The organism is Spiroplasma endosymbiont of Tiphia femorata (assembly GCF_964020225.1).
Taxonomy (GTDB): Bacteria; Bacillota_I; Bacilli_A; order Mycoplasmatales; family VBWQ01; genus Spiroplasma_E.
Window position 1 is genome coordinate 1,592,330 of the sequence record NZ_OZ026544.1, and the last position, 21,877, is coordinate 1,614,206.

The window sequence follows — 21,877 nt, forward strand, 5'->3', positions numbered from 1 at the left end:
ACAAAAATAAGGAGTAATAATCTATAAATTTTTATAAAATAAAACTTATATATGTAATATAACATTGAAATAATAAAAATACCATAAAAAAATATTTATCAATAATTGTATTAAAAAATACAATTTTATTTAAAATTGTCAACATATAAAAAAGAGAAAACATAAAAATGCTTTACTCTTTCCAAAATTTTCTTGCTTTAATATTTTTAATTAAACAAAAGTAATTAATACCATTGGTGCATTATCACCAGTTCTATTATCTACTTTAATTAACTTTGTATATCCACCTTTACGGTCTTTATATCTTTCAGCAATATTGCCAAATAATGTTGGAATAACACCATCCTTTGGATGCTCTTTAGTTGTAATTTTACGCAATTTAGCAATTGCCATTCTTCTTGAATGCAAATCACCACGTTTAGCTAACGTTACTAAAGGTTCAATAAATGTTTGTAATCTTTTTGCTCTTTTTTCTAACAAAACTAATTTTCCATGAACAATTAATTCACTTGCTAAATTACGGATTTCAGCATCTACTTTAGCACTATTTCTTCCGATATCGTTAATATATGACATTTTTTCTTATCCTCCTTCTTAGTTTTTAATAGAAAACTCTAAATTATGTTTTGATACACAATCTTCAATTTCTTTAATTGATTTTGAACCTAAATGTTTAATTTGTTTAATTTCATCTAAACTTTTAGTTACAATATCACCCAAAGTTTTATAACCATCACGTTTTAAACAATTGTATGAACGAACAGTTAAATTCAATTCTTCTAAGGCTTTGTTTAAATCATTATTTTCTTGCTCATTAGTAATTGAAATAACTTCAAAGTTTTTAACATTATCATCTAAATTAACAAAAAACTCAATATGACTCATTAAAATTTTAGCTGCCATTGCAATAGCTGATGCTGCTTTAACTGAACCATTAGTTTGTACACGAAGAATTAATTTTTCATATTCAATACCCTTTAATGTTTTAGTTACAGGTTCAATTTTATAATCAACTTTTTCAACAGGTGAAAAGTTTGAATCAATAGCAATAATGCCTGAACTATTAGCAATTTCTTTTTTATTTTCCTCAAATGAAGAATAACCACGAGATTTCTTTACCATTAATTCCATTTCAAAAAGAACATTTCTTGAAGTTGTTCGAGCAATAATTAATTCTGGATTAACTACTCTAACATCAGTTGGACAAATAATATCTCCGGCAGTAATATCTTGTTCACCAGTAATACTAATTTTTAAATTAGCAATTTTTTCGTCCTTTTGAATATCACCATCAAAAGCTAAAACTAAGTCCTTAACATTTAAAATTATTTCAGAAACATTTTCAATTACACCTTTAACTGCAGTAAATTCATGAGATACACCACTTATTCTAATTGCATATACAGAAATACCTGGTACTGAAGATAATAATGTTCTTCTTAAGGCATTAGCTAAAGTTGTTCCATAACCACGTTCTAATTGACTCACAATAAATTCACTGTAATTAATAGCACTATTTTCACTGTTTAAACTAAATTTTGGTTTTAAAAATTGTTGTTCCATGTTTTATTTTCACCTACTTTATTTTCTTGGTTTTTTTGGTGGACGACAACCATTATGAGGGATTGGTGTCACATCATTTAAATCTTTGATTTCAAAACCTACTGCTTGTAAACTACGAATTGATGGTTCTCTTCCTGGTCCTGTTCCATTAACAAAAACACTTAAAATTTTAACTCCGTGTTCCATAGCAGTTTTACCTGCAGCTTCAGCTGCTAACTGTGCTGAGTGAGGAGTTGATTTACGAGTTCCTTTGAAACCTACTGCTCCAGCACTTGATCAAGCAATAACATTACCATTAAGATCAGTAATAGTAACAATAGTATTATTAAAACTTGCTTTAATAAATGCTTTTGCTTTAATAAAATTAGGATTAACTTTAATTTTTTTCTTTACTGTTGTTTTTATATTCATTATTTTTTTCCTCCTAATTAACTTGCTTTTTTCTTGTTAGCAACCGTTTTACGTGGTCCCTTGCAAGTTCTTGCATTAGTTTTTGTTGATTGTCCTCTGGCTGGTAATCCTTTACGATGACGAATACCACGATAACATCCAATTTCCATTAATCTCTTAATGTTTAAAGACACTTCACGTCTTAGTTCACCTTCAGTTTTATATTTCTTTTCAATTAATTGACTAATTGAACTTAATTCTTTTTCTGTTAATTCATTAATTTTTTTAGTTTCTTCAATTTTTAGTTCTTTTAATATTTCTGAAGATTTGCTGCGACCAATTCCATAAATTCTTGTTAAACCAATTACTGTATGTTGATTTCCAGGAATATTTACTTGCGCAATTCTTCGACTTGCATTATTAGTATTTGATGTCATATTTATTTTTCCTCCTTAATATTTCTATCCTTGACGTTGCTTATGTTTAGGATTTTCACAAATGATTACATTACGTTTTTTACGTTTGATTGGTTGACATTTGTCACAAATTTTTTTAACTGATGCTTGTACTTTCATCATTTTCCTCCTGTTAAACTATTAGTTTTCTTTGTTTTCATCATCTTTATTTATCGGTAAATGTGTAGTAGCCATTCTGTTACGAAAAGTAATTCGTCCTTCAGTTAAATTATAAGTTGATAATTCAACTTTTACATGATCACCTTTGATAATTTTAATTTTATGTGTTTGCATACGACCAGATGGTCTTACAATAGGAGTAAAGTCATATTCATTCAACTTTACTTTAAATCTAGCATTAGGTAAGACTTCTATTACTATACCTTCACATTCAATAGTACTATCATTAGTTTTTTTTACTTTTTGAACTTTGGGTTTAACTACTTGTTTTGGTTTAGCCATTAATTACATTCCTCATTATTTTTTTGATTTTCATTAAGTATTGTTAGTACTTCACATCCATCATTAGTTACTAGGATAGTGTGTTCAAAGTGAGCAGTCTGCTGTTTATCAGCAGCAACTACTGTTCACTTATCACTTAAAACCAGAATTTTATCAGTTGTTGTTTGAACCATTGGTTCAATACAAATTGTCATTCCTGACTGCAATTTTATTCCAGTGTTGGGCTTACCAACATTAGGAATAGCTGGGTCTTCGTGGAGTTTTTTACCAATACCATGCCCAGTATATGATGTTGGTAAATAAAAGCCTTCGCTTTCTACATAAGTTTGAATGGCGTTACTAATATCACCAATTCTAACTCCTGGTGCAATAATTGCTATTGCTTTATTTAATGATTCTTTAGTCACATTAATAAGTTTTGCTTGTTCTGGTGTTGGTTTCCCACCAACACACATTGTAAAGGCAGCATCTGCATGATAACCATTAACAGCAGCACCAGCATCAATTTTCACAATATCATTCATTTTAAAAGGTTTATCATTAGGAATGCCATGAATTAATTGTTCATTAACTGAAACACAAATTGTGGCAGGAAACCCATGATAATTTAAAAAAGAAGGTACAGCATTATTTTCTTTAATAATTTGTGCTGCCACTTTATCAAGTATTTTACCCGTTATCCCAACTTTTATTATCTTTGCTAACTCTTTATGAATAAGTGCTACAACTTGACTAGCGGCTTTGATATTTTGAATTTCACTTTGACTTTTAATGCTAACCATTATTTTTATTTCCTTTTAATGATGATAAATATGATTTAATTTGTTTTTTAATATCACTATTATCTTGGTTGGCATCCACTGTTCTTAACAGTCCACGTTCTTGATAAGAATCTACCAATGGTGCCGTTGCTACTTTGTAAGTTTTTAAACGTTTGATAATTGTCTTTTCATCACTATCATCAATTCGCTTAATTAATTTTACCCCATCATTATCACAAATACCAGTAATCTTTGGTGGTAGGAAATTAAGATTATAAATTGCTTTACATTGAGGACAAGTAACTCTTGAAGACAAACGTTTAATAACTGTTTCTTCATTAATATCTAGATACAATACCATTGAAAGCGTTTCATTCAAACTTGTTAATACTTTGTCTAATGATGCTACTTGTGAGATTGTTCTTGGATAACCATCAAGAATAAAATTATGTTTAATATTTTTTAAAGTATTACTAATAATCTCATTTGTAATCTCATCAGGAACATATTGACCCTTATTAACATAAGTTTGAGCTTTTTTACCTACTGGTGATTGTTTTGTGATTTCATCACGAAACAAATCACCAGTTGATAAATGCATTAAATTATATTGTTCTTTCAGAAACTGTGACTGTGTCCCTTTCCCTGATCCTGGTGGACCTAAAATAATTAAATTCATCGTTACCCCCTAAGACCATAAGTGTTCTTTAACATCTTTGTTGTCCTTATAATTTAAGAATGAATGTTGAGTAATTCGTCCCTTAATTTGTTTTGTTGTATCTAATGCTACTCCAACCATAATTATTAATCCAGTTCCACCAACTGCTAATGAAGAAGGTAGATTAGTAAATTTAGAAATCAAAAATGGAGTTACTGCAACAGCAGTTAAGAAAAAGGAACCAATCGTACTTAAACGATTTAACATTCTTTTAATATAAATTTCTGTTTCCTTCCCTGGCTGAACGCCAGGAATATAAGTTCCTGATTTTTGAAAATTCTTAGCCATTTGTTCTGGATTAATTTGCACTTGTGCATATAAGAAAGTAAACATAATCGTCATTATAGCAAAAATACTAATTCCCGGCCACGACTGTAAAGATAAATAATTTCTAGCAAAATTAGCAAAACCACTATTTTGATCAACAATTTGTGCCACTGTCATTGGAGCAGTAATTAGTGCCGAAGAAAAAATAACAGGAATTACTCCGGCTGAGTTAACTTTTAAAGGTAAATAAGAACTTTTATCACCCTTTAAAGTTAAACCACTACCAGTTTGTTGAATTGGTAAGTGTCGCTCTGATTCACTAAAGAATACAACAACAAGAATAATCAGTAGGAAGGCTGCAAAATAAAGAGCAAATTTTAAAGCCCCTTGAAAAATAACACCGTTATTAGTATCTGGTCCTACTCAATACTTAAAAGTTGAAGCTAAGTTAAATGGTAAATTAGCAGCAATTCCACCAAAAATAATTAGTGAAATTCCATTACCAATACCACGATTAGTAATCTGATCAGCCATTCATAATGATAACATTGTCCCTGCTAGTAAAATAGCTGGAATTAATACATAATAGAAAACTTCTGGTCCGGCTGCTCCCGATCCCGAACTTCAATCAACACTAATAATATGTTGAGATTGTAAGCCAAAGATAGTGGCAAAACCTTGCATAATAGCAAAGGGAACAGTTAATACTCGATTCATTAACTCTAATTTTTTCTTACCTTTTTCGCCTGATTTAGCCCATCTTGTTAAAGTAGGAACAACATCAGTTGATAATAACTGCACAATAATTGATGCAGTAATGTAAGGTGAGACTCCAAGTGCAAAAACAGAAAATCTGCTAATAGCACCACCACCTAACATTGAAATTAAATTAAAGAATTCAATACCACTACTATTACTGCTACTTAAATCTTCATTCAAAGTTACTCCTGGAACTGTAATAAATGCTCCAACACGAAAGATAAATAAAATAAAAATGGTAAATAAAATTCTAATTATAACTTCTTTATACTTTTTTATTAATTCACGGGTTGTTGTGAACACTTAGATCACCTGCGCTTTTCCTCCGGCTTGTTCAATAGCAGTAATTGCTGATTTTGAAAATTTATGAGCTTTAATTGTTTTTGGTGTTGTTAATTTACCTTTACCAAGAACTTTAATACCATCTTTTTTACTTCTAATCAATTTTAATTGAAATAAAAGTTCAGGTGTTATTTCATGCTCTTTAATTAAATCAATTTGTTCTAAGTTAATAATACTATAATTGGTTGTAGTAAAGTTAGTAAACCCTCGTTTTGAAATACGACGGTACAGTGGTGTTTGTCCTCCTTCAAATCCGGGTCTTGTTCCACCACCGGTACGGGCATTTTGTCCTTTTGTCCCTTTACCAGCCGTTTTACCTTTTCCAGATGAAGTTCCTCTACCTAAACGTTTAATGTCTTTACGAGAACCTGGTGTTGGTTTTAAGTTATGTAATGTTGTTTCCATAATCCACCTCTAACCATTACTACGCTTAGTAGTAAGATTTTTATTTTTTATAAAATATTCTGCTGGTTTAACATTGCCAAGACCTGCAATTGTTGCTCTAGCTAAATTAATTTTATTTCTAGATCTAAATGCTTTTGAATAAATATTATGAATACCAGCTAATTCTAAAATATCACGAGCAGATCCACCAGCTTTAATTCCGATTCCTTCTTTAGCTGGTTTTAATAAAATTTCACTTCCACAATATTTACCTTTAACTTCATGAACAATAGAATTATTGTTTTTAGTTATCGTAATTGTTGTTAAATTTTTGTAAGCAGCTTCAATTGCCTTTTTAATTGCATCAGGAACTTCATTGGCTTTAGATATACCAAAACCAACTACTCCTTTACCATTACCAATAGCAACAGCAGCAGAGAAACGCAATCTTCTTCCCCCAGTTGTTACTTTGTTAATTTTTCTGATTCAAATCACTTTTTCAATAAATTCACTTGGAGTTTTTGGTTTACGTTCAAAATTTTTACGTGGTTCACGAACTTTATTTTCTTTTTTATCGTGGCTATTTCTTGGTTGTGATGAATTAGTATGTCTAATTTTATTTTCATTACCAGCAGGATTTTTTACTTCTGCTTTAACAGAAGGTTTTGCTACTGATTTTTGAACTTCAGTATTTTCTTTATCATCAATAATTGTTTTTTTATTTTCTAAACTCATACTTTTAATTCTCCTTTTTTAGAATTCTAATCCAGCACTACGCGCCGCTTCTGCGAATGCTTTCACTTTACCATGATATAAATATCCACCACGATCAAAAACCACTTTTTTAATTTTTTTCTTAATAGCTAAATTAGCAATTGTTTCTCCAAGTTTAGTAGCAGCATCTATATTGCTTTTTGATGCTAAATCTTTAAATGTTAATGTTGATACACCAATAATTGTATTTGAAGCAGTATCGTCAATAATTTGAGCATAAAAACTATTATTAGATTTAAAGATATTTAAGCGTGGTCTTTCACTAGTACCCATAATTTTACTACGAATACGATAATGACGAACTTTACGAGCTTGTTGTTTATTAATCATTTTCTATTCTCCTTAAGTGCCAGTATAAGATTATTTACCTTTACCAGCAGCTTTTCCTTCCTTACGACGAATGTGTTCATTTTTATATTTAATTCCTTTACCTTTATATGGTTCTGGTTTACGGAATTTACGAATTTTGGCTGCAACTTCTCCAATTAATTGTTTATCAATACCACTAATTTGTAATACTGTTGGTTTAGGAGCAACAATGGTAATTCCTTGCGGAATTTCAAACTTAATAGGATGAGAATATCCTAATGTTAAATTTAAGATATTAGCTTGAACAGCAGCACGATATCCAACACCATTTATTTCTAATTCTTTCATGAAACCTGTTGATACACCAACTAACATTCCATTAATTAATGAATTAGTTGTTCCGTGAAGTTGTTTATTTTTTTTGTTATCATCAGGTCTTGTTGTAGTAATTGTTTTTTTCTCTTCATCAACGTTAATTTTAATAACATTTGGTAATAGTTTTTTTAAAGAACCTTTTGCTCCTGTAACAGTTAACAAGTTACTTGCATCTAGCGTTATTGAAGTATTTACTGGAATGGTAAGGATACGGTTACCAATACGTGACATATAGTTTTCTCCTTATCATACATAAGCAAGAACTTCGCCACCAAGACCAAGTTTTTTTGCTTGTTTATTTGTCATAATACCTTTTGATGTAGAAATGATTGCAATTCCATAACCATTTAACACACTTGGTAAGTCTTCACATTTTGCATACATTCTTAATCCTGGTTTAGATATTCTTTTTAAACCAAGAATTGGACTTTTACCAGTATGAACTAATAAAAGTTCTAATTTAGGTTTGCTAGGATTTTCTTTAGTAACACGATATTTTTCAATATAACCATTTTTTTGCAAGATATCAGCTATCTTAACTAGTTGTTTTGAAGAAGGTACACTAACTACTCGATGTTTACTGCTATCCGCAGCGCTAATAGCATTACGAATAACTGTTAAAATATTACTTATTGGATCTGTCATCATAATTATATACCTCCTATCATGATGCTTTTCTAATACCAGGAATTTGTCCTTGGTATACTAAACCGCGAAAACAAATACGGCATAACATAAATTTACGAATAACCGCATGAGGACGGCCACACTTTTGACAGCGTGTATATGCTTGCGTACTAAACTTTGATTTACGGGCTTGTCTTACTTTTAATGAAGTTTTTGCCATCTTATGCCACCTGCTTTCCTTGTTTTTTAAACGGTAATCCTATTTTTTTTAATAACAATAATGCTGTTGCATTATTTGATGTTGTGGTAATAATTGAGATTTCCATACCACGAACTTTATCTACTTCTTCATAATTAATTTCAGGGAAAATAATTTGTTCTTTAATACCAACAGTGTAATTACCATTTTGATCAAATGCTTTAGCTGATAAACCTTGAAAATCACGAATTCTTGGTAAAGAAATTGAGATAAATTTATCAAGGAAATCATACATTTTTTCGCCACGTAATGTAACTTTACAACCAATTGGCATTCCTGCTCTTAATTTAAAGCCGGCAATTGACTTTTTTGCTTTAGTGATAATTGGTTTTTGACCAGTAATTTTTGATAATTCAGATACTGATTTATCAATGGCTTTTGGATTACTACTTGCATCTCCAACGCCAATATTAATAACAACTTTTTCAATTTTGGGTACTTGCATTATTGATGTAAAATTTAATTCTTTTTGCAATTGGGGAATAATAGTTTTATTATATTTTTCTTGTAAACGATTCATTTTTATGCTGTTACTCCTTTATTATCGTAATTCTGTTTCAGATCTTCGTGCAATACGAATTTTTTTGCCATCTTTATCAATTTTGTACCCAATTTTTGTTACTTTTTTATCTTTTTTACCATCAAGGATCATTACATTAGAAATGTGAACACTAGTTTTTACTTCCACAATTCCACCTTCTTGATCATTTTGGGTAGGTTTTTTATTTTTCTTAGCAGTAATACCTTCAATAATAACACGATTTTTTTCACGAAGTACTTGGATAATTGGTCCGGTATGACCTTTATGCTTTCCTGCAATGATTTTAATTTGGTCGCCTCTTTTTAATTTAGTATCAAGACTAATAACTGGTTTCTTTTTGCTTGCCATTTATTTCATCCTCCTAAACAATTTCTTCTGCTAAAGAAGCAATTTTATTATAACCACGCTCTTTAACTTCACGAGCCAAGACACCAAATACTCTAGTACCACGTGGCGTTTTATCTTCTTTAATAATTACTACTGCATTATCATCAAATTTTACACAAGAACCATCATTACGTTTTACACCAAATTTACTACGTACGACAACTGCTTTAACAACTTGTCCTTTTTTCATTGCACTATTAGGTGTTACTGATTTTGCTGAACAAACAACAATATCACCGATTTTAGCAAATTTTTTAGTACTACCACCCAAAACTCTAATAACCATAACTTCTTTAATACCAGTGTTGTCAGCCACATTGGCTCACGATAGATTTTGTAACATCTTTCTTATCCTCCTGGTTAATTAAGCTTTTTTATTTGTTTTAGATTCAATAATCTTTAACAAACGGAAGCGTTTTAGAGCTGAAAGTGGACGAGTTGAAATGATTTCAACCTTGTCACCAATTTTAGCTTGGTTAGTTTCATCATGGGCATGATACTTTTTAGTTGACTTAAAACTTTTATGGTACATTGGATGTCGTTTTGAAGTTTCAACAACAACAGTAATTGTTTTATCATTTTTGTCAGAACTTACAATTCCAACAAAAGTTTTACGTTGTTTGCTTGGAATAATATTTGTCATTATTCTTTGTCCTCCTTAGCTGGTGTCACAGTTTTCTTAACTGTAGGTTTTTTAGATGGTTTTTCTACTTTAGTAGTAGTAACTTTTTTAACTTCTTTGTTTGATGATTTTGCTTTAGTTGTTTTTTCAGTAACTTCTTTTTTAGCAATTTTATCTGATTCTTTAATAACTTCTGATTTAGTTATTGTTTTAACTTTAATATCTTTTTTATCATCAACTTTAGCAACTTTTTTAGTTTTTTTGCTTTCTTTATTTTCTTCTGGTAATACCATTTTATTAATATGTAATGGTTTGATTTTTTCACCATTATTAATTCTGATAGTTAATTCAGTTTTAATACGAGCAATATCCTTACGAAGATTATTTATCATATGCGGAGTTTCTAGTTTACCTAACGAACTTTGAATTCGTAAAGCAAACAATTGCGCACGAAGAGTTTCTTCATGTTGTTGTAATTCTAAAGTTGATTTATTTTTAATTACTTGCATTTCCATTTGCTTCACCCAATTCTGTTGTTAAATTTTTAGCAACCTTTACTTCTTCTGTTGGTTTTATTTCTCTAGTAACAATTTTACATTTGATTGGCAACTTGTGCATTGCAAGACGCAATGCTTCACGTGCTGTTGCTTCATTAGGATATGATACTTCAAACATAACTGTTTTTGCTTTTACTACTGAAACTCAATGATCAATTGAACCTTTTCCTGATCCCATACGTACTTCCGCTGGTTTTCTAGTAATTGGTAAATGTGGAAAGATTCTAATTCAAACTTTTCCACCACGTTTCATGTAACGTGTCATTGCTACTCTGGCTGCTTCAATTTGTCTTTCAGTAATGTAAGAACCTTCTTCAGCACGAAGTCCGTAAGTTCCAAAAGCAACTGTTTTACAACCTTTTGCAGTTCCTTCATAACTTAAACGGTGGACGCAAGAGTGTTTATATCTCTTAGGTATAGCCATCTTACTTTACCTCCTTACGTGGTTGTTGTGAGTAATTATTTCGGCGATTGTTATTATTTCTTTGATTATATTTTGAAATAATTTCAGGTTGAGTTGAGTCAGTTCCTGATAAAATTTCCCCTTTATATACTCAAACTTTAATACCAATTTGACCAAAAGTTGTTTTTGCCTCAGCAGTAGCATAATCAATATTACTACGTAATGTTGCTAAAGGAACACTACTTTCTGAATAACCTTCAACACGTGCCATATCCGCTTCACCAAGTCTTCCTGAAACACGAGTTTTAATTCCCTTTGCTCCAGCACGAAGTGCTTTACGAATTGCTAATTTTTGTGTTGTACGATGTGACATACGATTGCTTATTTGTTGTGCTAATGTATTAGCAATTGTTTGCGCATCAATATCAGGATTTTTAATTTCAACAACATTAATTCTAATACCTATTTTACGATTTTTAATTGTTTTACGAACTAGTGTTGTTAATACTTCAATGTTTGAACCGCCTTGCCCTAAAACTGAACCAACACGAACACAGTGGATAAATAAGGTAATTTGTGATTTAGTTCTTTCAATTTCAATTTTAGAAACACCAGAAGTTTTTAAATGTGCAAATAGTGCTTTTCTAATTTTGTGGTCTTCTAAAATTCATTTTGCTAAATCTTCGTTACTAGTTGTATATCAACGTGATTGTCAATCTTTATTGATACCATATCTTAATCCATTTGGACTAACTTTGTGACCCATATTACTTATTTACCTCCTAATTATCGCTAACCACGATAGTGATTTTGCTTGTTCTTTTTAAGATTTGATATGCTCTACCATGAGCACGGGGCATAAATCTTTTCATAGTTGGACCTTCATTTACAAATATTTCCTTAATACGTAATTTGTTGGCTTCCATTCCATAGTTATTAGCAGCATTAGCAACTGCTGAATTAATTAATTTTATAATTGGCTGTGCTGCGCGTTTTTTTTCATGAGCTAGAATTACTAGAGCTTTGGCAACAGCATTATCACGAACTAAATCGGCTACTAAACGCACTTTTCTTGGACTAATGCGTAATTTATCTAAATGAGCTTTTGCTTCCATAATTTCTATCTCCTAACGCTTTTTCTTGTCAGAACCGTGACCACCAAACTTACGTGTGGGTGCGAATTCTCCTAATTTATGACCAACCATATCTTCTGTTACATATACAGGTAAATGTGTTTTGCCATTATGTACACCGAATGTATGTCCAACAAATTGTGGGAAAATTGTTGAACGACGAGATCAAGTTTGAATAATTTTTTTTGATTTATTTTTATTTTGAGTTTCCACTTTGTTTAATAAATGACTATCAGCAAAGGGTCCTTTTTTTAAAGATCTTGACATATATTACTTTCCTCCTACTTTGTTGCATTTCTTCTTCGTACAATTAATTTATTTGATGCTTTTTTACTATCACGAGTTTTTAAACCTAATGCTTTTTTACCTCATGGTGTTACTGGAGCTTTTCTTCCGATTGGAGCTTTACCTTCTCCTCCACCATGTGGGTGATCATTTGGATTCATAACACTACCACGAACAGTAGGTCTAATTCCTTTTCAACGATTTCTTCCCGCTTTACCAATGTTTACTAAGTTATGATCATCATTTCCAACTGTACCAATTGTAGCTCGACAATTACTTAATACTTTTCTAACTTCACCTGATGTTAATTTTAATAATGTATACTTAGCTGTTTCATCACGACCAAGAATTTGAACACTACCACCAGCACTTCGTGCCATTTGTCCACCTTTACCTGGTTTTAATTCAACATTATGAACAACTGTTCCTTGTGGAATCTGTGATAATGGTAAACAGTTACCAACAGTAATATCAATTTTAACAGTATCACTGTTTTCACCACTTAATAACTTATCTCCTACTTTGATTCCTTTTGGTGCTAAGATATAACGCTTTTCACCATCAAGATAAGAAATAAGACAAATGTTAGCATTACGATTTGGATCGTATTCAATTGTTTTAACTGTTCCAACTACATTATCTTTGTTACGTTTAAAATCAATAATACGGTATTTAACCTTATGACCATTACCTTGATGTCTTACTGTAATTTTACCTTGATTATTTCTACCAGCTTGTTTAACTAAATTTACTAATAAAGATTTTTCAGGGCTATTACCAATAGTTAAGTTCTGTTTGTAATCCAGAACGGTCATATTACGTCTTCCTGCAGTAGTGGGATTAATTTTTCTAATTGCCATTGTTTTTTTCTCCTTCCAATCTCATTAGCTTTGTTCTTCAGAACTAAACAAACTTAATTGTTCACCAGGAGCTAATTTAATAAGAGCTTTTTTTACTGCCGATGTTTTTCCAACAAATCTACCAACAGTTTTAGTTTTTGGTTTACTATTAATAATATTAACGTCTGCTACTTTAACTTCAAAAATCTGTTCAAAGGCTTTTTTAACGTGACTTTTATTAGCTTTACGGTTAACAGTAAATGTATAGATACCTTCAGCCATTTGTTTATAAGTTTTCTCAGTTAATACTGGTTTTACTATAACTTCACTTAAATGCATATTAAATTAAAGCCTCCTCAACGATTTTAATTGCCTCAGTAGTAAACAATACTTTTTTAGCATTTAATAAATCGTAAATATTAATACTATTAGCAGCGATTGTTGTTGTTCTAGGTAAATTACGACCTGATTTAATAACTGTTTCTTTATTGCTTATTCCTGAAACAATTAGTGTTTTATTGTTTGCTAATTCTAAAACTTTTAAAGTTTCTAACATAATTTTAGTTGAAGGTTTTTCAAAGTTTAATTCATCAATTACAACTATGTTTTTATTTTGGAATTTGGCAGCCAATGCTGATTTTATTGCCAATCTTCTTACTTTTTTTGGTAATCCAATTAAATAATTACGATCAGTATTTGGTCCAAAAACAATCCCCCCACCTTTTCATTGTGGTGAACGAATTGAGCCTTGACGCGCATTCCCTGTTCCTTTTTGTTTTCATGGTTTTCTACCACCGCCAGCAACTTCAGCACGACTTTTAACAGCGTGTGTTCCTTGACGTTTTGTAGCATTATAACTTAATAAACTATCAAACTGCGCTTGCTTGTGGGGTTCAATTCCTCAAATTTTTTCGTTTAAAGTTAATTCGCTAACTTTTGTTCCAGCGTTGTTAACAACATTAATTTTCATTTTGCTATCCTCCATAATTAACTTTATTGACCATCAGTAACTTCGGTTGTAGTATTTTGATTTCTAACAACTAATGATACTGGGGTTTTGAGAATTGGTTTTTTAACTGCTTGTTTAATAACAAGAAAGCCTTGTTTTGGTCCTGGAACTGAACCTTTTACTAAAAGATAATTATTTTCTTTATCTACTTTAATAACTTCTAAGTTAGCAACACTACGTTTAACATTTCCCATTTGCCCTGGCATTGGTTGTGATTTAAACACACGGTTAGCATTAATAGAACCTGTTGAACCCATTTGACGATGTAAACCTGATCCATGACCCATTGGACCACGTGATTGATTATGACGTTTAATACGTCCTGTAAATCCTTTACCTTTAGAAGTTCCTTGGACATCAACGAATTCACCTGCTGTGAATACGTCAGCAACATTAATAAGATCTTTATGATTAAATCCGTTCATGTTACGAATTTCTTTCACGAAGCGCTTAGGTTGGCTGTCGGCTTTTTTAAAGTGTCCGATTGTTGGTTTGTTTGATAAAGTAACGCGAAGATCGAACGTTGCAAGTTGTAAACTACTATATTTGTCTTTTACATTTGTTTTAACTTGACTTACTACATTTGGTTGTACTTCGATAATTGTTACTGGAACTAGTTGTCCGTTGTTTAAGAAAACTTGTGACATTCCTAGTTTCTTACCTAAGATTCCTTTCATAATTTCCTCCTTGGAATATGTTGTAAATAATTAATATTTATCGATTTTAATAATTTTTTTTATTAATCTTTTTTGATACTTGATTTAAAGTTGATTTTTTTTCATCTTTAGATTCGATTATCAAAGAGATACTAACACTATTAGGGATAGTAAGTCCACTTAGAGCATTTAAAGATTTTGGTGATAATTGAGCACCAATAATTCTTTTGTGAGTTCTCTTTTCAAATTGTTCACGTGAATCTTTATGTTTATGCGGTGAACGAAGAATAGTGAAAATTTCTTTATGAGTTGGTAATGGAATTGGACCTACCACTTCAGCACCTTCTTTTTTTAACACATCTTTAATTTTCTGTGCTATTTGGTCAATAGCTGAATGATCATAACTTTCTAAACGAATTTTTACTTTGTCTCCTATGATTGCCATTGGCTATATCCTCCTTAGAACGATTTTTAATAAAATAAAGAACAAAACATGTGATATAATGACAACTGATATCAGTGTATCAGCATTTATAAATAACAATCACGCCTTGTAAGTATAACATAGTGTAATGGTAAAAGGGAATAGCAAAATACAAAAAAACAAAAAAAATAATGGGTTTTTTGTTCATAATCTTTTAACTATTAATTTAGTTGTAAAAAATAAAGATTTTTATTAAAAAAATAAAAAAATAACGGTATTTTATTATTTTCTTACTTTAAAAAAGTAAAAGGTAATATATAATTATAATATTTCACAAAATTTATTTAAATAAAAATATTACATGATATAAATATAATAATGAAATTCTTTTGGCAAAAGATATTTAAACTTCAATTTTGATATAATTCTAAAATTAGTAAGTTACACTTTTATAACAACTATGTTGATTAAATTAGAAAAGGAATTACAATGAGAGTAAGAAATAAACCATGAGCAAAAGAATTTATTTTAACACATAATAATTTATGTATTAATGATCCCTATAATTACAAAGGGAAATGAAATAAAAAAATATTTCAAAATAAAAATCCAATCAATATTGAAATTGGAAGTGGCAAAGGAAATTTCATTATAAATCTTGCTAAACAAAATTCAAATCAAAATTATATTGCTATTGAAAAAAAACATTTCTATTGTAACTATACTATTAAAAAAATTAATTGAAAATAAATTATGTAATTTAAAAATAATTATAGAAGATGCCATAAATTTAAAAGAACTTTTTGCCAATAATGAAATTAATAAAATTTATTTAAATTTTTCTGATCCATGACCTAAAAAAAGACATTTTAAAAGAAGATTAACATACCAAAAATTTTTAGAAATATACAAAAAAATTTTAATAAAAAATGGACAACTTCACTTTAAAACAGATAATAATAATTTATTTAATTATTCACTTTTGGAATTTCAAAAAAATAAATGAAATTTATTAGAATATACAATTAATCTACATCAAGTAATAGGGGCTTTGCCCCTCGTTGCTTCGCAACTCACCCCAGCGGGGCTAAACCCCGCGGCCAACCAACCAAGGTTCTGGTTGGCTCCGACCAATAATATAGGTTTAAATTTTTCAAAATACTATAATTTTTATAAAAATGGATTTGTTTTTTTTGAAAATTTATCAAAATTTTCTTTTTTTTCTGATTTTATTTTTAATTCTTGCATTTGTTTTTCAATTTCTTTTTTAAGTCTTCTGTCTTCTTCTTTTTTTTGTAATTCCATTCGTTGTTGTTCTCTTCTTATACGTTCCTTCTGTTCACATTCTCAGGCTTTTTCATGAGCTTTTTGTTCTTCTGCTTTTCTTCTTTCACGGTCTCTTTTTTCTCATTCTTCTTTGACTCTTGCTTCTTTTTCAGCTCTTTTTAGCTTTTCTTTTATTTTTTTTTCTTCTTTTTTCCTTTCTTGTTGAAACTCATTATATTTCTTCATATCTTCTTTTTTTTGAGCTTTAGCTTTATCATTAAATTCCTTATATTGTTCATTTTTTTTTCACATAATTTAATCACCTTTCTTTTTCAAAATAAAAAACTCATTTATTTTTAAAATAAAATAATGAATTAAAAACTTATATTAAGTTTATGAATTTATTTTAGCATCTTTATTTATTTTTGTTAGAATGTTTATTTCTATAATAACAAGCACGACATACAGTATTTTTAGTTTCTTTCTTTTCAGTCTGTAATATATTATCCAACTTATCTAATCCTACTGCTTTAATATCATCAACAGTAAAATCTAATGCTTGTGACTGTTCATAGTCTTTAACACTACTTAATTCACTCTTTAACGAATGAATATAATTTAAAGCACGACTATTATATCTTTGTAAATAAGACTTAGGAAATCATAAACTAAAAGTCATAGTTTCACCACTATAACTGGGTGGTAATCCACCACGTTTAATTATTCGCTTTGTTTGTCTTTTAGATAAAACAATTTTATTATAATCATCAACATTAGTATAAATATTAAGTTTAAACTTAACTAAAAATAATAAAATACGCATTCTTTTAACTTGAACAATATACTCTACTTTTTCACGTGCTTGTTTTGGTATTCTATCGGGGTGTTGTTCAATCATATACATAATTCCATTAAAATTATGACCTATCAATTTACAAAACATTCCTAAACTTTCCTGTGTTTCTTTAAATTCGGGTGACAAATCATTACTATTAATTTTTAAACCTAATTCATCAAAAACAAGCATATCATTCTCTTTAAAAGCATAATTACTATTTAATTGATTAAACTTAAAAACATCATCATAAGAACAGCGATAACTATATTCATTACGTACTTTAATAGGAATAGGACTAACTACCCTACCCTTATGTTTTTGTGCTAAACAACAAGCAAGGGCAGATTTACCAGTACGTGGTGGTGCTGAAATAATATAACTACCTACACGTTGTAATATCTTTATATTTTTTCTAGTTATTAAAAATGGATATAGTATTATTAATAATAAAATTCCTAAAAGGAAATAACCATATCAAGGCATTATTTCAACTCCTAACCAACTAAAAATCCTACTGCTTTTAAAAATACTCATAAAGTTAAAACTTGTTCTAAACCACTAGTAAAATCAACATTTAAAACAGAACTAATAGTATCATCAAAAATACGTCTCAATAATCCATCAAGTTTAGTAAAAAATTCTCTTAATGGTTCAACTGGTAAAACTTTACCAACAACACCATAAAGTACTCATCTAAAAGCATTACGCAAATGACCAAAAACATCATATCAACTAACACGCTCATACTCAGGGTTAAAAGGACTATTTGGTGGAACTGGCATAACTTTTTCACTTGAAAAAATATTAACTTGACCAAGATTTAACTGTGGTGACATATAAGAATATGAATCGCCGTGAACATCAAAAAATACTATTAAATGTTTTAAATTTGGTACACGAATAGGCAAAGTAACAAAATTATATAAATGTTGCTGATAAATATTATTATCAACCTTACCTTTAAAAACATACTTTGTATCACCAACATAATCTAAAAAACTAAAAGTAAAATTAGCAGTAAAAGTTTTAAAACGTTCATATTCAAAATAAAACATAAATCCTTGAATATAAAAACTCAAAGGTTTATCAATTTCAAAATTTAACTGTGTTTGAAAATTTATAACTCTCCTATCGTTATTAACAAAATTCAAATGATTAGTATTCTTTTCTGAAACATAATTATGATTAAACATAATACGTGAAAATTCATCCAATTGTTTTCTATTAAAAGTATAAACGCCAGACCCCATATTTATCTGTTGTTTTGGAACACCAACTGTATCACTATAATAAGAACATATATAAGTACCCTGATTACCAATATATTCACCACTAACTAATTTTAAATCCGGTTGGTCAATGTCAAAATAAGCAGAATTTCATGGAATTGTTGCTCAATCATTAAAATCATTATACTTAACGTGTTTAACCATTTCTTTTGTAATATCATAATTAACAACATTAGGGTCATTTGAAACAATTAAACTAGTTGGTGCTTGAACAGAAGTATTTACAACAAAAAATATTTTTGCAAACTTAAATCACATAATTATTTACCAAATAAACATTTTAAAATTCACCATGAACCATAAAACAAAACAAATCCAATAAAAAACTGTGTACCATAAACTACTAAATTTCATAAAATAGTAGTAAAATCATCAACTGGCTTACCTATAAACATAGTTCAATAATCAACTATACATTGATGTATTTTATTATAAATTTCTAAAACACTCATACTTAACACCTACCCAAACAATGACCTAAAAACAAATTTAATAACACGATAAATAAAATTAAAAAATACACCTAATACCAACCAAAAAGTCAAATCAAACAAAATATAAACTTCATTAGTAATGTTTGGTTGATTTAAAAATATTTGAATATCTTTACTAGAAAATATAAAAATAAAATGTAATATACTAAGAACAAAATTAGACATAATTAATCACCAATACCAAAATCACGAGTTGAACTACCAGTAAACTTATTACCACCAGCACCACCTTTAAACTTACCTTGTTGTTTATTTCTTGTTTTTCACTTTTTCAACACGTCTTTGATAACTCTTAGCAATTTGTTGACCAGTACCAACACCCAAAGAAACAGAACTTTTACCAATGAACTTAACAGCATATCCTAAACCTAATGTTGGTAACATCAATTCAGGTAAAATAACCCTAAATGCAAATCTAAGCAAAATCAAAAATATCATTAACGTACCTAAATTAAAACCTAAATCACCAAGTGGAAAACTAAAAAACTTCATAAAAATTGAAGCAAATAATTGCATAACAGTTGTAATAAAAGGTATAAACATAATTTCACATCCTAATGTCTTGTAAATCTAAATAATCCTAAAATTAAATAAAATACAAAACTAACATTTATTAAAGCAAGAATAGGCAAAGGTAAAGTGTATAAACTATCATAAAAAAACGACTTAATAAAAAGTGTCACAGTATGTAATCCAGCAAAAGAACTTAAATACTGCATATAAATAGTTTGTACCAAAGTATTAACAACTGGTAAAAGTCTACCTAATAATGGTAAAACAAAAACCAAACTAAAAAATAACTTTACCATTTGCTTACTCCTTTCTAATTACTAATGAGTTCCATGGATAATATGACCAACAAACTGCTTAATAAATACAAGAACCATAAATACGATTGAAATTAAAACTGGTCAATTTGTAAGTGTTCCACCATCGCCAGTAGTAAATACTCAACCAAAAATATAAGTAAAAGCATTTAATAATTGTTGTCCAACACCACCTATCATGGTTAATAATGCTGATAGTCCAGCGGGCATATTAATCACCCCCTTTCTCTAATTCTTTTTGTTGTTTTTCCATTTCTAATTTACGTTTCTTCTTTTCAAAATCTTTACGACAAAAAGTACAATCAGGGTCATTTTCTTTTTCCTTTACATGTTTTTTATGTTTGAATTTCTGTATACCCTCATGTATTCAATTACGACAAAATCAAAGTATAAGACAAAACCCACCAATATATAAAGCATATTTTATAATCTCCTTAAAATCCATTTTAAACACCACCTAACGTATAAGCATAAGAATAATCCCAATTTAAACTTGCTCTATCTAAATTAATCTCAGACATACTATCATCATTTAAATCAACATCAACCATACTATCATTTGTACTTTGATAATCACTAACACTAGCATTAATTAACCTTGCTCTTTCATCAGTAAATACTTCTTGTAACTCTGTATTATTATGTGTATTTCCTAACGGTAACAATAAAGTATTTATAATCTCACTTGCTCCGGCAATAATAGTAGGAATAGCAAAATAATTATTAAAATTATTATTAATACCCATAGCAACACCACTACTAATCAAACATCCACCAGTACCCATATTTGCTATCTTTCTTATATTTTGAAATTTATTAGGTATTAACTCAGTTAAGCCACTAATAACATTTGCTATACCAAAACTATTTAAAGATATATAAGTATCTCAGTCTACAAAAGGCTTATCAATTACTGGCTTAGGAGTTGGTATTGGTGTAGGAATTGGTAGTTCAGTAGGACATGGTGGTCAAAAACAAGGTTCATCTCTTAATAAAGAAACTGACTTATCTACATACTGAACAAAATTAGCATAATTAATTAAACCAATTGTTCCTAAACCTAAAAATATCTTTTTATAACTATTAATAACTTTATTTCTAGTAGTAGGTCTTTGATTAATATTCCATATATCAATTCCTAACTTTTTACTAAATAATAATGAATTAATAGAACCTAATATTGGGTCTTTTAAATATTGACCATAATAAGCACTTACGCCAACCATAGCACTTAAAGGACTTAATCCAGTTCTTAAAATTTTAGTTAAAGTATAATTACTAGTTTGCTCTAATTCATTAGGCATAAATAAAACTCCTTACTTTATATAATAATAAGGAGCATATATATACTAATTTGTATAACATGGGAGCAAAGTACACAAAAAAGTATATATATACTCCCTATTTAGTTTTTTTTAAAATATTATTTTAAATGTTTAATAACAGTCTTTCTTTTAATCTCACTATATTTAAACTTTTCTTCATCTTTACCAAGATAATTAAAAGAATGTAAAAGTAAAGTTTGAAATTTAATTAAATCATTAACAACCGTTTCTAATTCTTCAATACGTTTTTCTAAATCTTGCACTTTTATATACCACCTTATTTTTTTATTTATTACATTTATGATTTTTATTTCAACAATGATAACATTTATTACAATCAACACAAATTAAATTTTCAAGCATAGTTAATATCATTGAAACATCAAAATTACCATAAGGCTTTAAAAATTTTGTAGTACATTTTTTATTACTACAACGAAAATTAACAAATTCATCTAATAAAAAATCTAAAAACTTTTTTTCATCAATTCCATTCATTTTTAAATAACTTTCAACATTTAACATTTTAAACCTACC

General features: G+C 29.2%; 42 protein-coding genes and 2 pseudogenes. 2 read left to right on the forward strand and 42 right to left on the reverse strand.

Going from position 1 to position 21,877, the window contains the following annotated elements; genetic code table 4:
- Nucleotides 1–210 precede the first annotated feature (210 nt).
- From rplQ to rpsJ, 29 genes and pseudogenes are all read right to left on the reverse strand, one after another.
- The gene (rplQ, locus tag AACK83_RS09775; protein ID WP_252319218.1) at nucleotides 211–576 is read right to left on the reverse strand and encodes a 50S ribosomal protein L17; all 366 of its coding nucleotides are present in this window, start codon (nucleotides 574–576) and stop codon (nucleotides 211–213) included.
- Nucleotides 577–594: 18 nt separating this feature from the next.
- Entirely contained in the window at nucleotides 595–1,563 is a 969-nt protein-coding gene (locus tag AACK83_RS09780) for a DNA-directed RNA polymerase subunit alpha (RefSeq protein WP_338958153.1), read from the reverse strand.
- Between the two features lie 18 nt (nucleotides 1,564–1,581).
- On the reverse strand, nucleotides 1,582–1,974 hold the full coding sequence (gene rpsK, locus AACK83_RS09785; RefSeq protein WP_252319229.1) for a 30S ribosomal protein S11: 393 nt from the start codon (nucleotides 1,972–1,974) through the stop codon (nucleotides 1,582–1,584).
- A 17-nt stretch (nucleotides 1,975–1,991) separates the two neighbouring features.
- Nucleotides 1,992–2,390, reverse strand: coding sequence for a 30S ribosomal protein S13 (rpsM, locus tag AACK83_RS09790; RefSeq protein ID WP_174480910.1), 399 nt, complete (start codon nucleotides 2,388–2,390; stop codon nucleotides 1,992–1,994).
- Nucleotides 2,391–2,414: 24 nt separating this feature from the next.
- Nucleotides 2,415–2,528 carry a 50S ribosomal protein L36 gene (gene rpmJ / locus AACK83_RS09795; RefSeq protein ID WP_174480911.1) on the reverse strand — a complete coding sequence of 38 codons (114 nt, stop codon included), beginning with the start codon at nucleotides 2,526–2,528 and terminating at the stop codon, nucleotides 2,415–2,417.
- Between the two features lie 21 nt (nucleotides 2,529–2,549).
- A complete protein-coding gene (gene infA, locus AACK83_RS10655) occupies nucleotides 2,550–2,870 on the reverse strand; it encodes a translation initiation factor IF-1 (protein WP_348774424.1) in 321 nt (106 codons plus the stop codon).
- Nucleotides 2,870–3,652, reverse strand: coding sequence for a type I methionyl aminopeptidase (gene map / locus AACK83_RS09805; protein ID WP_338958159.1), 783 nt, complete (start codon nucleotides 3,650–3,652; stop codon nucleotides 2,870–2,872). Before map ends, infA begins: the two co-directional genes overlap by 1 nt.
- Nucleotides 3,645–4,310, reverse strand: a complete 666-nt coding sequence (locus tag AACK83_RS09810; protein WP_338958162.1) for an adenylate kinase — start codon at nucleotides 4,308–4,310, stop codon at nucleotides 3,645–3,647. Before AACK83_RS09810 ends, map begins: the two co-directional genes overlap by 8 nt.
- A gap of 9 nt (nucleotides 4,311–4,319) precedes the next feature.
- Nucleotides 4,320–5,678: a preprotein translocase subunit SecY gene (gene secY / locus AACK83_RS09815; RefSeq protein ID WP_338958165.1), complete on the reverse strand. Its 1,359-nt coding sequence runs from the start codon at nucleotides 5,676–5,678 to the stop codon at nucleotides 4,320–4,322.
- Nucleotides 5,679–6,122: a 50S ribosomal protein L15 gene (gene rplO, locus AACK83_RS09820; protein WP_174480916.1), complete on the reverse strand. Its 444-nt coding sequence runs from the start codon at nucleotides 6,120–6,122 to the stop codon at nucleotides 5,679–5,681.
- 9 nt (nucleotides 6,123–6,131) lie between these two features.
- Nucleotides 6,132–6,836 carry a 30S ribosomal protein S5 gene (gene rpsE / locus AACK83_RS09825; protein WP_338958168.1) on the reverse strand — a complete coding sequence of 235 codons (705 nt, stop codon included), beginning with the start codon at nucleotides 6,834–6,836 and terminating at the stop codon, nucleotides 6,132–6,134.
- Nucleotides 6,837–6,854: 18 nt separating this feature from the next.
- A complete protein-coding gene (gene rplR / locus AACK83_RS09830) occupies nucleotides 6,855–7,205 on the reverse strand; it encodes a 50S ribosomal protein L18 (RefSeq protein ID WP_174480918.1) in 351 nt (116 codons plus the stop codon).
- A gap of 30 nt (nucleotides 7,206–7,235) precedes the next feature.
- The gene (rplF, locus tag AACK83_RS09835) at nucleotides 7,236–7,790 is read right to left on the reverse strand and encodes a 50S ribosomal protein L6 (protein WP_252319239.1); all 555 of its coding nucleotides are present in this window, start codon (nucleotides 7,788–7,790) and stop codon (nucleotides 7,236–7,238) included.
- Between the two features lie 12 nt (nucleotides 7,791–7,802).
- Nucleotides 7,803–8,207 carry a 30S ribosomal protein S8 gene (rpsH, locus tag AACK83_RS09840; RefSeq protein ID WP_174480920.1) on the reverse strand — a complete coding sequence of 135 codons (405 nt, stop codon included), beginning with the start codon at nucleotides 8,205–8,207 and terminating at the stop codon, nucleotides 7,803–7,805.
- A gap of 13 nt (nucleotides 8,208–8,220) precedes the next feature.
- On the reverse strand, nucleotides 8,221–8,406 hold the full coding sequence (locus AACK83_RS09845) for a type Z 30S ribosomal protein S14 (RefSeq protein ID WP_174480921.1): 186 nt from the start codon (nucleotides 8,404–8,406) through the stop codon (nucleotides 8,221–8,223).
- 1 nt (nucleotide 8,407) lies between these two features.
- Nucleotides 8,408–8,965: a 50S ribosomal protein L5 gene (gene rplE, locus AACK83_RS09850; RefSeq protein WP_338958174.1), complete on the reverse strand. Its 558-nt coding sequence runs from the start codon at nucleotides 8,963–8,965 to the stop codon at nucleotides 8,408–8,410.
- Between the two features lie 21 nt (nucleotides 8,966–8,986).
- Entirely contained in the window at nucleotides 8,987–9,334 is a 348-nt protein-coding gene (rplX, locus tag AACK83_RS09855; protein ID WP_252319242.1) for a 50S ribosomal protein L24, read from the reverse strand.
- A gap of 13 nt (nucleotides 9,335–9,347) precedes the next feature.
- Complete coding sequence (rplN, locus tag AACK83_RS09860; protein ID WP_174480924.1) at nucleotides 9,348–9,716, reverse strand: 50S ribosomal protein L14; 369 nt, start codon at nucleotides 9,714–9,716, stop codon at nucleotides 9,348–9,350.
- Nucleotides 9,717–9,737: 21 nt separating this feature from the next.
- Nucleotides 9,738–10,016 (reverse strand): 30S ribosomal protein S17, encoded by a 279-nt coding sequence (gene rpsQ, locus AACK83_RS09865; RefSeq protein ID WP_174480925.1) that lies wholly within the window; start codon nucleotides 10,014–10,016, stop codon nucleotides 9,738–9,740.
- A complete protein-coding gene (gene rpmC, locus AACK83_RS09870) occupies nucleotides 10,016–10,510 on the reverse strand; it encodes a 50S ribosomal protein L29 (RefSeq protein ID WP_338958179.1) in 495 nt (164 codons plus the stop codon). The genes rpsQ and rpmC overlap by 1 nt, the downstream gene beginning before the upstream one ends.
- The gene (gene rplP / locus AACK83_RS09875) at nucleotides 10,491–10,976 is read right to left on the reverse strand and encodes a 50S ribosomal protein L16 (protein WP_281748520.1); all 486 of its coding nucleotides are present in this window, start codon (nucleotides 10,974–10,976) and stop codon (nucleotides 10,491–10,493) included. The genes rpmC and rplP overlap by 20 nt, the downstream gene beginning before the upstream one ends.
- Nucleotide 10,977: 1 nt before the next feature.
- Nucleotides 10,978–11,721 carry a 30S ribosomal protein S3 gene (rpsC, locus tag AACK83_RS09880; protein WP_338958185.1) on the reverse strand — a complete coding sequence of 248 codons (744 nt, stop codon included), beginning with the start codon at nucleotides 11,719–11,721 and terminating at the stop codon, nucleotides 10,978–10,980.
- 16 nt (nucleotides 11,722–11,737) lie between these two features.
- A complete protein-coding gene (gene rplV, locus AACK83_RS09885) occupies nucleotides 11,738–12,070 on the reverse strand; it encodes a 50S ribosomal protein L22 (RefSeq protein ID WP_174480929.1) in 333 nt (110 codons plus the stop codon).
- Between the two features lie 12 nt (nucleotides 12,071–12,082).
- Entirely contained in the window at nucleotides 12,083–12,355 is a 273-nt protein-coding gene (gene rpsS, locus AACK83_RS09890; RefSeq protein WP_174480930.1) for a 30S ribosomal protein S19, read from the reverse strand.
- A gap of 14 nt (nucleotides 12,356–12,369) precedes the next feature.
- On the reverse strand, nucleotides 12,370–13,233 hold the full coding sequence (gene rplB, locus AACK83_RS09895; RefSeq protein WP_252319248.1) for a 50S ribosomal protein L2: 864 nt from the start codon (nucleotides 13,231–13,233) through the stop codon (nucleotides 12,370–12,372).
- A gap of 24 nt (nucleotides 13,234–13,257) precedes the next feature.
- Nucleotides 13,258–13,551: a 50S ribosomal protein L23 gene (gene rplW / locus AACK83_RS09900; protein ID WP_252319250.1), complete on the reverse strand. Its 294-nt coding sequence runs from the start codon at nucleotides 13,549–13,551 to the stop codon at nucleotides 13,258–13,260.
- A gap of 1 nt (nucleotide 13,552) precedes the next feature.
- Nucleotides 13,553–14,182: a 50S ribosomal protein L4 gene (gene rplD, locus AACK83_RS09905; protein WP_281748516.1), complete on the reverse strand. Its 630-nt coding sequence runs from the start codon at nucleotides 14,180–14,182 to the stop codon at nucleotides 13,553–13,555.
- A gap of 23 nt (nucleotides 14,183–14,205) precedes the next feature.
- The gene (rplC, locus tag AACK83_RS09910; protein WP_174480934.1) at nucleotides 14,206–14,898 is read right to left on the reverse strand and encodes a 50S ribosomal protein L3; all 693 of its coding nucleotides are present in this window, start codon (nucleotides 14,896–14,898) and stop codon (nucleotides 14,206–14,208) included.
- A gap of 115 nt (nucleotides 14,899–15,013) precedes the next feature.
- Nucleotides 15,014–15,316 (reverse strand): annotated as a pseudogene (gene rpsJ, locus AACK83_RS09915) (30S ribosomal protein S10); the annotation flags it as partial.
- Nucleotides 15,317–15,790: 474 nt separating this feature from the next.
- Here rpsJ and AACK83_RS09920 point away from each other — a divergent pair.
- Together AACK83_RS09920 and AACK83_RS10660 are read left to right on the forward strand one after the other, a co-directional pair.
- A complete protein-coding gene (locus AACK83_RS09920; protein ID WP_338958192.1) occupies nucleotides 15,791–16,051 on the forward strand; it encodes a hypothetical protein in 261 nt (86 codons plus the stop codon).
- Nucleotides 15,996–16,241: pseudogene (locus tag AACK83_RS10660) on the forward strand (tRNA (guanosine(46)-N7)-methyltransferase TrmB); the annotation flags it as partial. The gene AACK83_RS09920 and the pseudogene AACK83_RS10660, both read left to right, overlap by 56 nt.
- A gap of 85 nt (nucleotides 16,242–16,326) precedes the next feature.
- Here the strand turns inward: AACK83_RS10660 and AACK83_RS09925 are convergent.
- The 13 genes from AACK83_RS09925 to AACK83_RS09985 all read right to left on the reverse strand — a co-directional run bounded on the left by AACK83_RS09925 (nucleotide 16,327) and on the right by AACK83_RS09985 (nucleotide 21,865).
- Entirely contained in the window at nucleotides 16,327–16,458 is a 132-nt protein-coding gene (locus AACK83_RS09925) for a hypothetical protein (RefSeq protein WP_338958195.1), read from the reverse strand.
- 13 nt (nucleotides 16,459–16,471) lie between these two features.
- Entirely contained in the window at nucleotides 16,472–16,879 is a 408-nt protein-coding gene (locus AACK83_RS09930; protein WP_338958198.1) for a hypothetical protein, read from the reverse strand.
- Between the two features lie 103 nt (nucleotides 16,880–16,982).
- Entirely contained in the window at nucleotides 16,983–17,888 is a 906-nt protein-coding gene (locus tag AACK83_RS09935) for a hypothetical protein (RefSeq protein WP_338958200.1), read from the reverse strand.
- An 11-nt stretch (nucleotides 17,889–17,899) separates the two neighbouring features.
- On the reverse strand, nucleotides 17,900–18,952 hold the full coding sequence (locus AACK83_RS09940) for a hypothetical protein (protein ID WP_338958202.1): 1,053 nt from the start codon (nucleotides 18,950–18,952) through the stop codon (nucleotides 17,900–17,902).
- Between the two features lie 2 nt (nucleotides 18,953–18,954).
- Nucleotides 18,955–19,146 (reverse strand): hypothetical protein, encoded by a 192-nt coding sequence (locus AACK83_RS09945; RefSeq protein WP_338958204.1) that lies wholly within the window; start codon nucleotides 19,144–19,146, stop codon nucleotides 18,955–18,957.
- Nucleotides 19,147–19,155: 9 nt separating this feature from the next.
- Nucleotides 19,156–19,353 (reverse strand): hypothetical protein, encoded by a 198-nt coding sequence (locus AACK83_RS09950; RefSeq protein WP_338958207.1) that lies wholly within the window; start codon nucleotides 19,351–19,353, stop codon nucleotides 19,156–19,158.
- Between the two features lie 84 nt (nucleotides 19,354–19,437).
- Entirely contained in the window at nucleotides 19,438–19,731 is a 294-nt protein-coding gene (locus AACK83_RS09955; RefSeq protein ID WP_338958209.1) for a hypothetical protein, read from the reverse strand.
- 11 nt (nucleotides 19,732–19,742) lie between these two features.
- Nucleotides 19,743–19,997: a hypothetical protein gene (locus AACK83_RS09960; protein ID WP_174480864.1), complete on the reverse strand. Its 255-nt coding sequence runs from the start codon at nucleotides 19,995–19,997 to the stop codon at nucleotides 19,743–19,745.
- Nucleotides 19,998–20,018: 21 nt separating this feature from the next.
- Nucleotides 20,019–20,225, reverse strand: a complete 207-nt coding sequence (locus AACK83_RS09965; protein ID WP_174480862.1) for a hypothetical protein — start codon at nucleotides 20,223–20,225, stop codon at nucleotides 20,019–20,021.
- Between the two features lies 1 nt (nucleotide 20,226).
- Nucleotides 20,227–20,460 carry a hypothetical protein gene (locus tag AACK83_RS09970; RefSeq protein ID WP_174479931.1) on the reverse strand — a complete coding sequence of 78 codons (234 nt, stop codon included), beginning with the start codon at nucleotides 20,458–20,460 and terminating at the stop codon, nucleotides 20,227–20,229.
- A gap of 1 nt (nucleotide 20,461) precedes the next feature.
- The gene (locus AACK83_RS09975) at nucleotides 20,462–21,319 is read right to left on the reverse strand and encodes a hypothetical protein (RefSeq protein WP_338958213.1); all 858 of its coding nucleotides are present in this window, start codon (nucleotides 21,317–21,319) and stop codon (nucleotides 20,462–20,464) included.
- A gap of 119 nt (nucleotides 21,320–21,438) precedes the next feature.
- On the reverse strand, nucleotides 21,439–21,603 hold the full coding sequence (locus AACK83_RS09980; protein WP_338958215.1) for a hypothetical protein: 165 nt from the start codon (nucleotides 21,601–21,603) through the stop codon (nucleotides 21,439–21,441).
- A gap of 22 nt (nucleotides 21,604–21,625) precedes the next feature.
- Nucleotides 21,626–21,865 carry a hypothetical protein gene (locus AACK83_RS09985; RefSeq protein ID WP_338958218.1) on the reverse strand — a complete coding sequence of 80 codons (240 nt, stop codon included), beginning with the start codon at nucleotides 21,863–21,865 and terminating at the stop codon, nucleotides 21,626–21,628.
- Nucleotides 21,866–21,877 lie beyond the last annotated feature (12 nt).